Source organism: Klebsiella quasipneumoniae subsp. quasipneumoniae (genome assembly GCF_020525925.1).
In the GTDB taxonomy this organism is placed as follows: Bacteria; Pseudomonadota; Gammaproteobacteria; order Enterobacterales; family Enterobacteriaceae; genus Klebsiella; species Klebsiella quasipneumoniae.
On sequence record NZ_CP084876.1, the window covers coordinates 1 to 13,357 of the forward strand.

10 protein-coding genes are annotated in these 13,357 nt (G+C 54.6%); 7 read left to right on the forward strand and 3 right to left on the reverse strand.

Features of this window, described 5'->3' with window-relative positions:
* The first annotated feature begins 5 nt into the window (after positions 1-5).
* The 4 genes from dnaA to gyrB all read left to right on the forward strand — a co-directional run bounded on the left by dnaA (position 6) and on the right by gyrB (position 6,178).
* Complete coding sequence (gene dnaA / locus LGM20_RS00005; protein WP_017899658.1) at positions 6-1,409, forward strand: chromosomal replication initiator protein DnaA; 1,404 nt, start codon at positions 6-8, stop codon at positions 1,407-1,409.
* A 4-nt stretch (positions 1,410-1,413) separates the two neighbouring features.
* Positions 1,414-2,514 carry a DNA polymerase III subunit beta gene (gene dnaN, locus LGM20_RS00010; protein ID WP_004145090.1) on the forward strand — a complete coding sequence of 367 codons (1,101 nt, stop codon included), beginning with the start codon at positions 1,414-1,416 and terminating at the stop codon, positions 2,512-2,514.
* Between the two features lie 147 nt (positions 2,515-2,661).
* The gene (gene recF, locus LGM20_RS00015) at positions 2,662-3,735 is read left to right on the forward strand and encodes a DNA replication/repair protein RecF (RefSeq protein WP_032454434.1); all 1,074 of its coding nucleotides are present in this window, start codon (positions 2,662-2,664) and stop codon (positions 3,733-3,735) included.
* Positions 3,736-3,763: 28 nt separating this feature from the next.
* Entirely contained in the window at positions 3,764-6,178 is a 2,415-nt protein-coding gene (gyrB, locus tag LGM20_RS00020) for a DNA topoisomerase (ATP-hydrolyzing) subunit B (protein ID WP_004202281.1), read from the forward strand.
* Positions 6,179-6,196: 18 nt separating this feature from the next.
* On the opposite strand, the gene LGM20_RS00025 is transcribed toward gyrB, so the two are convergent.
* From LGM20_RS00025 to LGM20_RS00035, 3 genes are all read right to left on the reverse strand, one after another.
* Positions 6,197-7,093 (reverse strand): LysR family transcriptional regulator, encoded by an 897-nt coding sequence (locus tag LGM20_RS00025; protein WP_023291458.1) that lies wholly within the window; start codon positions 7,091-7,093, stop codon positions 6,197-6,199.
* Positions 7,094-7,207: 114 nt separating this feature from the next.
* Positions 7,208-8,398, reverse strand: coding sequence for a mandelate racemase/muconate lactonizing enzyme family protein (locus tag LGM20_RS00030; protein ID WP_023291457.1), 1,191 nt, complete (start codon positions 8,396-8,398; stop codon positions 7,208-7,210).
* A 16-nt stretch (positions 8,399-8,414) separates the two neighbouring features.
* The gene (locus LGM20_RS00035; RefSeq protein WP_044525101.1) at positions 8,415-9,677 is read right to left on the reverse strand and encodes an MFS transporter; all 1,263 of its coding nucleotides are present in this window, start codon (positions 9,675-9,677) and stop codon (positions 8,415-8,417) included.
* A 310-nt stretch (positions 9,678-9,987) separates the two neighbouring features.
* On the opposite strand from LGM20_RS00035, the gene yidA reads away from it, so the two are divergent.
* The 3 genes from yidA to LGM20_RS00050 all read left to right on the forward strand — a co-directional run bounded on the left by yidA (position 9,988) and on the right by LGM20_RS00050 (position 13,169).
* Positions 9,988-10,800 carry a sugar-phosphatase gene (gene yidA, locus LGM20_RS00040; RefSeq protein WP_044525100.1) on the forward strand — a complete coding sequence of 271 codons (813 nt, stop codon included), beginning with the start codon at positions 9,988-9,990 and terminating at the stop codon, positions 10,798-10,800.
* A gap of 150 nt (positions 10,801-10,950) precedes the next feature.
* On the forward strand, positions 10,951-12,033 hold the full coding sequence (locus LGM20_RS00045; protein WP_072414104.1) for a porin family protein: 1,083 nt from the start codon (positions 10,951-10,953) through the stop codon (positions 12,031-12,033).
* A 20-nt stretch (positions 12,034-12,053) separates the two neighbouring features.
* Entirely contained in the window at positions 12,054-13,169 is a 1,116-nt protein-coding gene (locus LGM20_RS00050) for a BamA/TamA family outer membrane protein (protein ID WP_162823539.1), read from the forward strand.
* Positions 13,170-13,357 lie beyond the last annotated feature (188 nt).

Genomic DNA, 13,357 nt, shown 5'->3' on the forward strand with positions numbered 1-13,357 from the left:
CCGCCGTGTCACTTTCGCTTTGGCAGCAGTGTCTTGCCCGATTGCAGGATGAGTTACCAGCCACAGAATTCAGCATGTGGATCCGCCCATTGCAGGCGGAACTGAGCGATAACACGCTGGCACTGTATGCGCCAAATCGTTTTGTGCTCGACTGGGTAAGGGACAAATACCTCAATAATATCAATGGACTCCTCAATGATTTTTGCGGTGCGGACGCCCCGCAGCTGCGTTTTGAGGTGGGAGCTAAGCCCGCCAGCTCGCTGCAGAAAGGGGCGGTAAGCCCGGCCGCAGCGACTATCCCGGCGGCGCAGGTGCAGACCGCGCGCGTGGCGCCGACGATCGTGCGCCCTGGCTGGGATAATGTCCCGGCGCCGGCGGAGCCGACCTACCGTTCTAACGTTAACGTGAAACACACGTTTGATAACTTCGTCGAAGGTAAATCTAACCAGCTGGCCCGCGCGGCGGCGCGTCAGGTGGCGGATAACCCGGGCGGCGCCTATAACCCCCTGTTCCTCTACGGCGGAACGGGTCTGGGTAAAACCCACCTGCTGCACGCGGTGGGGAACGGTATCGTGGCGCGTAAACCGAACGCCAAAGTGGTCTATATGCACTCGGAGCGTTTCGTTCAGGACATGGTTAAAGCGCTGCAGAACAACGCCATCGAAGAGTTTAAGCGCTACTACCGATCCGTTGACGCCCTGCTGATCGATGACATTCAGTTCTTCGCTAATAAAGAGCGATCCCAGGAAGAGTTTTTCCACACCTTCAACGCCTTGCTGGAAGGTAATCAGCAGATCATTTTGACCTCGGATCGTTATCCCAAAGAGATCAACGGCGTTGAAGATCGTCTGAAATCCCGCTTCGGCTGGGGGCTGACGGTGGCGATCGAGCCGCCGGAGCTGGAAACCCGCGTCGCGATCCTGATGAAAAAAGCCGATGAGAACGACATCCGCCTGCCGGGCGAAGTGGCGTTCTTTATTGCCAAGCGCCTGCGCTCAAACGTGCGTGAACTGGAGGGGGCGCTGAACCGCGTTATCGCCAACGCCAACTTCACCGGCCGGGCGATCACTATCGATTTCGTGCGCGAAGCGCTGCGCGATCTGCTGGCGCTGCAGGAAAAACTGGTCACCATCGACAATATTCAAAAGACGGTGGCGGAGTACTACAAGATTAAGGTAGCGGACCTGCTGTCCAAACGCCGCTCCCGTTCGGTGGCGCGTCCTCGCCAGATGGCGATGGCGCTGGCCAAAGAGCTGACCAACCACAGCCTGCCGGAAATCGGCGATGCGTTTGGCGGCCGCGACCATACCACCGTGCTGCACGCCTGCCGCAAGATTGAGCAGCTGCGTGAAGAAAGCCACGACATTAAAGAAGATTTTTCCAATTTAATCAGAACATTATCCTCGTGACGCTATGAAATTTACCGTAGAACGTGAACATTTATTAAAACCGCTGCAACAGGTGAGCGGTCCGTTAGGTGGTCGTCCGACGCTGCCCATTCTCGGTAACCTGCTGCTTCAGGTCGCGGACGGCGCGCTGTCGCTGACCGGTACCGATCTTGAAATGGAGATGGTGGCGCGCGTGGCGCTGGTTCAGCCGCACGAAGCGGGCGCCACCACCGTTCCGGCGCGTAAATTCTTTGATATCTGCCGCGGCCTGCCGGAAGGCGCGGAGATCGCGGTGCAGCTGGAAGGCGATCGCATGCTGGTGCGTTCCGGCCGCAGCCGCTTCTCGCTGTCGACCCTGCCCGCTGCCGATTTCCCGAATCTTGACGACTGGCAGAGCGAGGTGGAATTTACCCTGCCGCAGGCGACCATGAAGCGTCTGATCGAAGCGACCCAGTTCTCGATGGCGCACCAGGATGTTCGTTACTACTTAAACGGTATGCTGTTCGAAACCGAAGGCAGCGAACTGCGCACCGTCGCAACCGACGGCCACCGGCTGGCGGTCTGTTCGATGCCGCTGGAAGCGTCGCTGCCGAACCATTCGGTGATCGTGCCGCGTAAAGGGGTGATTGAGCTGATGCGGATGCTCGACGGCGGTGATACGCCGCTGCGCGTGCAGATCGGCAGCAATAATATCCGCGCCCATGTCGGCGATTTTATCTTCACTTCGAAGCTGGTTGATGGCCGTTTCCCGGATTATCGCCGCGTACTGCCGAAAAATCCGGATAAACACCTCGAAGCGGGCTGCGATATTCTGAAGCAGGCCTTTGCCCGCGCGGCGATTCTCTCCAATGAGAAATTCCGCGGCGTGCGGCTGTACGTTAGCGAAAATCAGCTGAAAATCACCGCCAATAACCCGGAGCAGGAAGAAGCGGAAGAGATTCTGGACGTGACCTACGCCGGCACGGAGATGGAGATTGGCTTCAACGTTAGCTACGTGCTGGATGTGCTGAACGCGCTGAAGTGCGAGAATGTGCGCATTCTGCTGACGGATTCGGTGTCGAGCGTGCAGATTGAGGATGCGGCTTCTCAATCCGCAGCCTATGTCGTTATGCCAATGCGGCTGTAGAATCGTAAAGGGGCTGGTTTACTTGCCATTTCGTCTTCCGGCAGTGCTCGAAATGCTCACGTACTTCGTGTACGCTCCGCTTTCTGCGCGCTGGCGGTAGACGAACTGGCTGCGACACCCACGCCCCTTGAATGATGATGAGCTGATATGTCGCTATCCCGACTGCTAATCAAAGACTTCCGCAATATTGAACATGCGGATCTCGCTTTATCTCCCGGCTTTAACTTCCTGGTTGGCGCGAACGGCAGCGGCAAAACCAGCGTGCTGGAAGCCATCTACACGCTCGGCCATGGCCGGGCGTTTCGCAGTTTGCAAATTGGCCGGGTGATCCGCCACGAGCAGGAGGCCTTTGTTCTGCATGGCCGTCTGCAGGGCGAAGAGCGGGAAACCGCCATCGGCCTGACCAAAGACAAACAGGGCGACAGCAAGGTGCGTATCGACGGCACCGACGGCCACAAAGTGGCGGAGCTGGCGCACCTGATGCCGATGCAGCTGATTACGCCGGAGGGGTTTACTTTACTCAACGGCGGCCCCAAATACAGAAGAGCATTCCTTGACTGGGGATGCTTTCATAACGAAGCCGGATTCTTCACCGCCTGGAGCAACCTGAAGCGCCTGGTCAAGCAGCGCAACGCCGCGCTGCGTCAGGTCAGCCGTTATGCCCAGCTGCGGCCATGGGATCTGGAATTAATCCCGCTGGCGGAGCAGATCAGCCGCTGGCGTGCCGAATACAGCGCCGCTATCGTCGAAGACATGGCGGATACCTGTCAGCAATTTTTACCGGAATTCTCGCTCTCTTTCTCCTTCCAGCGCGGCTGGGAAAAAGAGACCGACTACGCTGAAGTGCTGGAGCGGAATTTCGAGCGTGACAGAATGTTAACCTATACCGCCCACGGCCCGCATAAAGCGGATTTCCGTATTCGCGCCGACGGGGCGCCGGTGGAAGATACCTTATCGCGCGGGCAGCTTAAGCTGCTGATGTGCGCCCTGCGTCTGGCGCAGGGCGAGTTCCTCACCCGCGTCAGCGGGCGGCGCTGCCTGTACCTGATAGATGATTTTGCCTCGGAACTCGATGATGCCCGCCGCGGTCTGTTATCCAGTCGCCTGAAAGCGACGCAGTCGCAGGTTTTCGTCAGCGCCATCAGCGCTGAGCACGTTATGGACATGTCGGACAAAAATTCGAAGATGTTCCGCGTGGAAAAAGGTAAAATAACGGATTAACCCAAGATTAAATGAGCGAGAAACGTTGATGTCGAATTCTTATGACTCCTCCAGTATCAAAGTCCTGAAAGGGCTGGATGCGGTGCGTAAGCGCCCGGGTATGTATATCGGCGACACGGATGACGGCACCGGTCTGCACCACATGGTATTCGAGGTTGTGGATAACGCTATCGACGAAGCGCTCGCGGGTTACTGCAAAGATATCGTGGTGACCATCCACAGCGATAACTCCGTCTCCGTCCAGGATGACGGCCGCGGCATCCCGACCGGCATTCACCCGGAAGAGGGCGTCTCCGCAGCGGAAGTTATCATGACCGTCCTGCACGCTGGCGGTAAATTCGATGATAACTCCTATAAAGTCTCCGGCGGTCTGCACGGCGTAGGCGTCTCGGTGGTTAACGCCCTGTCGCAGAAGCTGGAGCTGGTTATCCAGCGCGATAACAAAGTGCACAAGCAGATGTATGAGCACGGTGTGCCGCAGGCGCCGCTGGCCGTGACCGGCGAGACCGACAAAACCGGCACCATGGTGCGTTTCTGGCCGAGCCTGGAAACCTTCACCAACGTCACCGAGTTTGAATACGATATCCTGGCGAAACGCCTGCGCGAACTGTCGTTCCTGAACTCCGGAGTCTCTATCCGCCTGCGCGATAAGCGCGACGGCAAAGAAGATCATTTCCACTACGAAGGCGGCATCAAGGCGTTCGTTGAGTATCTCAACAAGAACAAAACGCCGATCCACCCGAATATCTTCTATTTCTCTACTGAAAAAGACGGTATCGGCGTGGAAGTGGCCCTGCAGTGGAACGACGGCTTCCAGGAAAACATTTACTGCTTTACCAACAACATTCCGCAGCGTGACGGGGGGACTCACCTTGCCGGCTTCCGCGCGGCGATGACCCGTACCCTCAACGCCTACATGGACAAAGAGGGCTACAGCAAAAAAGCGAAAGTCAGCGCCACCGGCGACGACGCCCGTGAAGGCCTGATTGCCGTGGTATCGGTGAAAGTGCCGGATCCGAAGTTCTCCTCGCAGACCAAAGACAAGCTGGTCTCCTCCGAGGTGAAATCGGCGGTTGAGCAGCAGATGAACGAACTGCTGAGCGAATACCTGCTGGAAAATCCGTCCGATGCGAAAATCGTGGTCGGCAAAATTATTGACGCCGCGCGCGCGCGCGAAGCCGCGCGTCGTGCCCGTGAGATGACCCGCCGTAAAGGCGCGCTGGATCTGGCTGGCCTGCCGGGCAAACTGGCGGACTGCCAGGAACGCGACCCGGCGCTCTCCGAACTGTACCTGGTGGAAGGGGACTCCGCGGGCGGCTCTGCGAAGCAGGGGCGTAACCGCAAGAATCAGGCGATCCTACCGCTGAAGGGCAAAATTCTCAACGTTGAGAAAGCCCGCTTCGACAAGATGCTCTCTTCCCAGGAAGTGGCCACGCTGATCACCGCTCTGGGCTGCGGCATCGGCCGCGATGAGTACAACCCGGACAAACTGCGCTATCACAGCATCATCATCATGACCGATGCGGACGTCGACGGCTCGCACATTCGTACCCTGCTGTTGACCTTCTTCTATCGTCAGATGCCGGAGATCGTCGAGCGCGGCCATGTCTATATTGCTCAGCCGCCGCTGTACAAAGTGAAGAAAGGCAAGCAGGAACAGTATATTAAAGACGACGAAGCGATGGATCAGTATCAGATTGCCATCGCCCTCGACGGCGCCACCCTACATACCAACGCCAATGCGCCAGCGCTGGCGGGCGAACCGCTGGAAAAACTGGTTGCTGAGTTTAACGCCACTCAGAAAATGATTGGCCGCATGGAGCGCCGCTTCCCGAAAGCGCTGCTGAAAGAGCTTATCTATCAGCCGACCCTGACCGAGGCCGATCTGGCGGACGAACAGAAGGTGACCCGCTGGGTGAACACTCTGGTCTCCGAGCTGAATGAGAAAGAGCAGCACGGCAGCCAGTGGAAATTTGATCTTCATGAGAACAAAGAGCTGCAGCATTTTGAACCGGTTATTCGCGTTCGTACCCACGGCGTGGATACCGACTATCCGCTGGATAATGAGTTCATTATGGGGCCGGAATATCGCCGTATCTGTACCCTGGGCGAGAAACTGCGCGGCCTGATGGAAGAAGATGCTTACATCGAGCGCGGCGAACGCCGTCAGCCGGTAGCCAGCTTTGAGCAGGCTCTGGACTGGCTGGTGAAAGAGTCCCGTCGCGGCCTCTCTATCCAGCGCTATAAAGGTCTGGGCGAGATGAACCCGGATCAGCTGTGGGAGACCACCATGGATCCGGACAGCCGCCGTATGCTGCGCGTGACCGTCAAGGACGCGATTGCCGCCGACCAGCTGTTCACTACCCTGATGGGTGATGCCGTTGAACCGCGTCGCGCGTTTATCGAAGAGAACGCCCTGAAAGCGGCGAATATCGATATTTAACCTGCCTTAATCCCCGGTCTACCGCTGGTTGGCCGGGGCATCATGATGCTCATCTATATAGCTGAATAGAAACTCTTTAAAGCGCTTAGTGGCGGGCGTTTGCGCACGCCACGCATGGTAATACACGTTCATATTGCGTTGCAGCGGCGGCGTGAGTGAGCAGGTCGCTAGCTTATAACTTTTGGCGTAATGGCGGGAGAAGGTTCCGGCGATTACCACCCCTTCACATTGCGCCGCCAGAGACATGGCGGTCGCCATATGTTCCACCGTCATTTTAGGTTTAATGCGTACACCAGCGGTTGCGGAGATCATAGGGACAGATTCGTTGCCTACGGCAATCAGCTCTTCGCTCTGAATCTCTTCCCAACTCACCTCTTTTTTATGCAGACGATAGTCCGGATGGCAGTACAGGGCGATTTCCGTTGTAAACAGGGTTTGTTTGTCGATTTCTGGTTCCAGCGGCCGCTCCGGGCCGATACCGAAATCCGCTTCCCCCAGCATAATGCTTTTTTGCAGTTGAGACATAGGCTTATCGATTAACTGTACATGGGTATGCGGGTGCTGCCGCTTAAATGCATGGATAATTTGCGGCAAAAAGGCACAGGCGATTAATGGCGCGCCGACGACCCGAACCAGGGATTTTTTTATCTCTTTCAGGTCGCGAGCATAGTTTTCGGCTCGTTGAAACTCTTCAACAACCCGCATTGCGGAGGGTAAAAACTTTTCTCCATCAGGCGATAGTTTCACCACGCGTGAAGTTCGGTCGAAGAGGGAGACCTCCATCTGGCTTTCCATTTCGTTTATTAGACCGCTAACGGCACCCTGCGTGATGCACAGATATTTGCTGGCGGCGGTAAAACTGCGCAAATCTGCGACGGCCAGAAACGCGCGAAATTGCCTGATAGTTAAATTCATTTGCCACCTGTGTTACCCCTTTACTGAGAGGATTTTATCTCAGGCTGGATAAGGTCGCGTTGATACGACTCGCAAATACAGGGGGTCTGCCTGCGGCGCAGGCAGACAGTTGGCTTATTTTACGGTGATGGTCGGTGATTTTTTCATGGTTTCTTCGGTCAGCTCCTGGCCGATACCGGGAAGCTCCGGGACTTCGTATATGCCGTTTTTCGGTAGATAGTTGTACTTACAGGTTTGCGTATTTGGCTCCAGTAGCGCATACCGGTGCAGTTCGTGGATGATGAAGTTAGGGATTGCGGTTTCCATATGCAGGGCCACCGCCGTGGAAATTGGTCCGCCGCAAACGTGGATTTGCACCGTTTTGTCATAAACATGCGCCATATCGCAGATTTTCTTCACTTCGGTAATGCCGCCGCAGGTGCAGATATCGGGCTGGATCACGCTCAGGCTACCGTTTTCCAGGAAAGGACGGTATCCCCAGCGCCAGTAAATGCGTTCGCCAGCCGCCAGTGGGATATTAACTTTATCAGCTACTTGTTTCATTTGTCCGGGGTTTAACGGCATGACGGGTTCTTCGTAGTAGAAAATACCCAGTTCTTCTATCATGCGACCAAACTGAATTGCTGATGTAGTATCCGTAAAGGCGTGCATTTCGGCGATGATATCAACGTCCGGTCCGACCGCATCACGAATGGCGGCCATACGGTTGTAGCCCAGGCGCAGGATTTTGTCGGTGAGCGGTCCGTTGAGGTTTTGCTGGTTCCAGTTACCGTAGCGATCCATTGCGACGGTATCCACTTTTATCGCGTCATAACCTTCGCTGACGGCGGTCAGCGCGGCCTGCGCATACTGTTCCGGCTCGGTCAGCATATCTTTATCGCTGCCGTCCCCCCAGCCAAACTGTAACTGGCTGGCGTAAGTTCTTATTTTGTCGCGGCTTTTACCGCCGAGCATCTTATACAGCGGTACGCCCCACGCTTTACCTTTGATATCCCACAGCGCGATATCAATACCGCTCATCGCAGCGGAAAATATGCCGCCGCCGCCCTGCCCCCAGAAGGTTTTTTTGAGCATCTTTTCCCAGATAGCTTCGTTATTCATCGGGTCCATGCCGATGATAATGGCGGCTAAATCTTTTGCCATGCCGATGCCTGCGGAGGCGCCGACGCCGTAGGCCAACCCTACTTCGCCAAAACCGGAAATACCCTCATCGGTATTAATTTTTACCACCACCGGGCGCCATTTACTGGTCGCGGAAGCAAAGTCGTTAGCAACATCAATAATATCAACGCTGGTTATTTTCATTACCCTCTCCTCGTGATTAATATTTTTTAATCGTTAAGATCAAAGCAGACAATACGGCGATAGCGCTGATGAAGACCAGGCATAATAATCCACCGGCATAGGTTCCTGTAATCGCAATAAATAAACCAATAAATACGGGGGATAATGATGACAAGCCATTGGCGACACCGTTCATTACGCCGCTGGCGGCGGAAATAGATTTTCCTGGTATCATTCCCTGTAATAACGTCCAGGCAACGGGGGTACCCATCGTGCAAAAAGCCACGGCAAAGGAAAGGAGTACCGCAGACATATATTTATGTTCGGTTACTGTACCAAAGTAAATGCTAACCCCGGCAAAGAACATTAATACCATTAATATTGGTGCGCTACGTCCTATTTTATCGACGAAGATCCCCGCGGCGGCTTTTGAAAATATCGACAGGACAAAGGGAAGCGACGCCAGCCAGCCCATTTCCGCCCAACTGAAACCTCTGGCTGATTTCAGGTAAGTCGGTAGCCAGGTGATCATGCCCCAGTACAGGCATTGCAGACATAGGTACCACAGTACCAGCATCCAGTAGCAGTAATTGGTAATAACGGGCTTTACCCGCAGCATAAAACTTTCGCTATTGCCTTCGCTTTCCGTTTCCTGTCCGGCTTTGATATAAGCCAGTTCCTGTTCGCTGATACTTTTATGTTGTTCTGGTTTATCAGTAACATATCGCCATAGCAGCCAGAGTGGGATTAACCCGAGCGCGGCGCATAAAAAGAAGTTGGAACGCCAGCTGTGGGTGCCTATCCACCAGGTGAAGAAAGGCATTGCAATGGCGGGAGCGACTGACTGGCCGACGATCCACGCTGCGTTTGCCCGGCCACGCTCCTGCTTCGGAAACCAGTTTTTAATAAATACGCTTTGCAGCGGATAATAAAAACCTTCTCCGATACCCAGTAATATGCGGCAAATAATAATTAATGCAAACGATATCGCAACCCCGCCAATAATTAAGGCGATGGTCCAGATTAGGATACACAGCATCATCGCTTTTCTCGGACCAAGGTAGTCGCCAAGTGGTGATAATACAACATTAGCGATACCATAAGCGGCCAGAAAAACTGTCATCATCATGCCAATTTGCAAAGGCATGCCTTCAATACCCATATAGGCTAAGAAAGGTTCGTTCGCCGCTAATACAGAAACGTTAACGCGGTCGAGATAGGCAATGAATATTCCAATAAATAAACAGGCAACGATTAAAAATCTTTTCCTGGTCGGGGGGGCAGTAAGGGCCATCGACATTTTGCGATCTCCTTTAATCGGATATATTATTTTAAAAGCATAAAATTTTCGTTTATTTGTACATTTGATTGATTTATATCCAGGGTAGCAACACTCTTTCAATTAGAAAAACGGTATTTTCTGTTTGATTAATGAGATTATCTAATACATCAAAGTATAAGGAGAAGATAATCAGTCGTACGTAACATGCTTTACAGGGGAAAAGAGGATTTATTCTTCGTTCTTTGGCCCCTTTTCCCCGCTTTCTACTGCTGTTTTTTGAGCGGAATCGCGTTAGCATGAGTAAGGACTCATCTTACCCGGGGATTTCATGGCTATTAAACTGATTGCAATTGATATGGACGGCACACTGCTGCTGCCAGACCATACCATCTCTCCTGCGGTGAAAGCCGCCATTGCCGCGGCGCGTGAGCGCGGCGTCAACGTGGTGCTGACCACCGGCCGCCCTTACGCGGGTGTCCACAGCTATCTGAAAGAGCTGCATATGGAGCAGCCGGGTGATTACTGCATCACCTACAATGGCGCGCTGGTGCAGAAAGCCGGGGACGGCAGCACCGTCGCACAAACCGCGCTGAGCTATGACGACTATCGCTTCCTCGAACAGCTCTCCCGCGAAGTCGGCTCCCACTTCCACGCGCTCGATCGCAATACGCTGTATACCGCGAATCGCGATATCAGCTACTACACCGTGCATGAATCCTATGTGGCGACCATCCCGCTGGTGTTCTGCGAAGCGGAAAAGATGGACCCTGAGATCCAGCTGCTGAAGGTAATGATGATCGATGAGCCAGCGATCCTCGACAAGGCCATCGCCCGTATCCCGGCGGAAGTGAAAGAAAAGTACACCGTGCTGAAAAGCGCGCCTTACTTCCTCGAAATACTGGATAAACGCGTCAATAAAGGCACCGGCGTGAAGTCGCTGGCCGATGCGCTGGGTATCAAACCGGAAGAGATTATGGCGATAGGCGATCAGGAAAATGATATCGCGATGATTGAATTTGCCGGCGTCGGCGTGGCGATGGATAACGCCATTCCGGCGGTCAAAGAAGCGGCGAACTTCATTACCAAATCGAACCTCGATGATGGCGTCGCCTTCGCTATTGAAAAATACGTTTTAGCGTAAGCTTCCTTCAGGTCCGGCGTTCGTCGGGCCTGTCTTCTCTTTTTTCATGAACAGATGTTAATCCGCATTTAAATCCCTTATTCCGCACAGGGGATTCTATAAGCTACCCGCCCTCTTTTTTTGCAATTCAGAACTAACATCAGATTTTTCATGAATAAACGCCATTATTTGATGTTGGTTACGCTGCCATTCGCCTCTGTTCAGATTTGCGCGGCCGCGGAACCAACGACGCCGCTCGAACCAGCGTATGCCTATCACGGCGCCGAGCCCGCGGATCTGCCGGCGCCAGAAAGTCGCCAGCCTGCGGTGACAGCATCGTCCTCGCTACTCCCTTTGCTAGGCGACGAGGCCAGAAAGCGTGGCTACGTCCTGCCGCTGCCGTTTGGCGTCAGCATTAACTATATGGATATGCGGCAGAATATTAATGTCGACAGCATTAGCTTCACCGGCCTGTCGCTGGACGGCCGCAATATCGATTGCGGTAAGGATCCTGTTTGTAAACGCGCCGTGAAGCACATTTTCGGAAATGGGCCGGTCTCGCTGGACAACGCCTTCCAGATTGGCGTCGGTAATACGCGGGAAAGCAGCAAAACTGAGACGCTCAAGCTGGATGCCTGGCTGCTGCCGTTTATGAATGTTTATGGTCTCGTCGGACACACCGAGGGGCACTCCATTTCGCAGATTGCCGTCGGGCTGAAGGGGCCGAACGGCAAAGTGGTGCCGATGCCGGGGATGCAGGACCTCGACTTTCGCCTCGATTTTAAAGGCACCACCTATGGGATGGGCACCACGCTGGTGGGCGGCATCGGCAACTGGTTTACCGTACTGGACGCTAACTACACCCAGACGCGCTTTGATATCCTCGACGGCAGCATCGATGCGTTTACCTTTTCGCCTCGCGTAGGCTATCGTTTCAATACGCCATCGGTCGATGCGCTACATCTCCCGGCCGGAAAGTTGAATCTATGGGTCGGCAGCATGTATCAGGACGTGCAGCAAGAGTTTAAGGGTAGCCTTAACGATCTCTCGATGCCGTCGCCGATGCTGCAAAACATGGTCAACCTGGCCAACCAGGACAATCATGGCCGCTTTGATGTGAAACAGCATCTGCAGTCGCCGTGGAACGTGCTGGTGGGAGCGCAGTATGAGCTGACGCAGAATTTTAATATCACCACGGAGTTTGGTTTTGCCGAGCGTAACAGCTTCTTTATCTCCGGCGAGTATCGCTTTTGAGCCGACCGCTTAACCCTGTTCTGTTGCTTCTGACATGGGCGCTATGCGCACCGGTCCAGGCGCAGGCCATCAGCCGCGAGCAAATCGACGGCTGGCTGCAGCATCTCGGCGCCAGCGATGAATTCGACGCCAGCAAAGGCATTGACTGGGGCGTGATGCCCGGTCCGTTCTATACGCCGGAGTTGGGGCTGGGCATCGGCACTGCCGTCGTCGGTCTCTACCGTCCCGATCCGCAGGATACCACCAGCCAGAATTCCACGCTGACGCTCAGCGGCTACGCCAGCTCCACCGGCGCCTTCGGCCTTAGCGTGAAAAACTACGCTTTTTTTGACCACGACCGATGGCGAATTTTTGTTGATGGATCGATGGCCAACACCCCGACGTATTTCTGGGGACAAGGCTTTCATGCCGGCGATAAAGACAACGAAAAAGAGAAATATACCGCCCAGGTGCTGACCCTGCGCCCGACGGTCTACCGGCAGCTTATCGACAATGTTTATCTCGGCGCCGGATGGTCGCTGGCGGCACAGAATGCCGATGAGATGAACCATAACGATTTGCCGAAAATTGAAAATACCCCGCAGGGGCCGTCGGTATTCAGCTCGGGCGCCAGCGTCGCGCTCAACTGGGACGATCGCGACTTCGTCCCCAATCCGCGCCGGGGTCAGTATGCCAACTTCCGTTACACCCACTATGCGTCCGGCTTAGGCAGCGATACCCGCTTTGACGAATTTCAGCTGCACTATAGCCATTATCATGCCCTCAGCGAGAAGAGCGTCCTCGCCTGGGAGGCCGATGGCGCTTTCACCCAGGGCGATGTGCCGTGGAGCATGATGCCCCTGCTGGGCAGCGATGAGCGGATGCGCGGCTACTATCAGGGGCGTTATCGCGACAAAAACGTCGTTAGCAGCCAACTGGAATACCGCCGGCAGCTCACCTGGCGACACGGGATTGTGGCCTGGGCCGGGGCGGGAACCATGGGGCCATCCATGGATTCCCTGAATGACGGACGCTGGCTGCCTTCGGCGGGCGTCGGCTACCGCTTTGAATTCAAACCTCGCGTTAACGTTCGCCTCGACTACGGTATCGGCAAAGGCAGCAGCGGCTTTTACTTCCAGGTCGGCGAAGCGTTTTAACGCGTTCTCCCCTTCTTTTTCTCTCTTATCGCCTCTTGCCAGGGCCGCTGCGTTTTAATTTTCATGGATTGTTCTTTTTGTGATCCAAATTGTAGTACAACACAATAATATTGTACTACAGTACGCTCATGTTGATAACGTACAGCATCACGTTAGTAGTACAAACATGAGGCGAAATTCAGCAGCGA

Excerpts from the sequence above, each read along its gene's own strand:
- dnaN (WP_004145090.1), top strand. The coding sequence starts at position 1,414 with ATGAAATTTACCGTAGAACGTGAACATTTATTAAAACCGCTGCAACAG.
- recF (WP_032454434.1), top strand. The coding sequence starts at position 2,662 with ATGTCGCTATCCCGACTGCTAATCAAAGACTTCCGCAATATTGAACAT.
- gyrB (WP_004202281.1), top strand. The coding sequence starts at position 3,764 with ATGTCGAATTCTTATGACTCCTCCAGTATCAAAGTCCTGAAAGGGCTG.
- LGM20_RS00025 (WP_023291458.1), bottom strand. The coding sequence starts at position 7,093 with ATGAATTTAACTATCAGGCAATTTCGCGCGTTTCTGGCCGTCGCAGAT.
- LGM20_RS00030 (WP_023291457.1), bottom strand. The coding sequence starts at position 8,398 with ATGAAAATAACCAGCGTTGATATTATTGATGTTGCTAACGACTTTGCT.
- LGM20_RS00035 (WP_044525101.1), bottom strand. The coding sequence starts at position 9,677 with ATGTCGATGGCCCTTACTGCCCCCCCGACCAGGAAAAGATTTTTAATC.
- yidA (WP_044525100.1), top strand. The coding sequence starts at position 9,988 with ATGGCTATTAAACTGATTGCAATTGATATGGACGGCACACTGCTGCTG.
- LGM20_RS00045 (WP_072414104.1), top strand. The coding sequence starts at position 10,951 with ATGAATAAACGCCATTATTTGATGTTGGTTACGCTGCCATTCGCCTCT.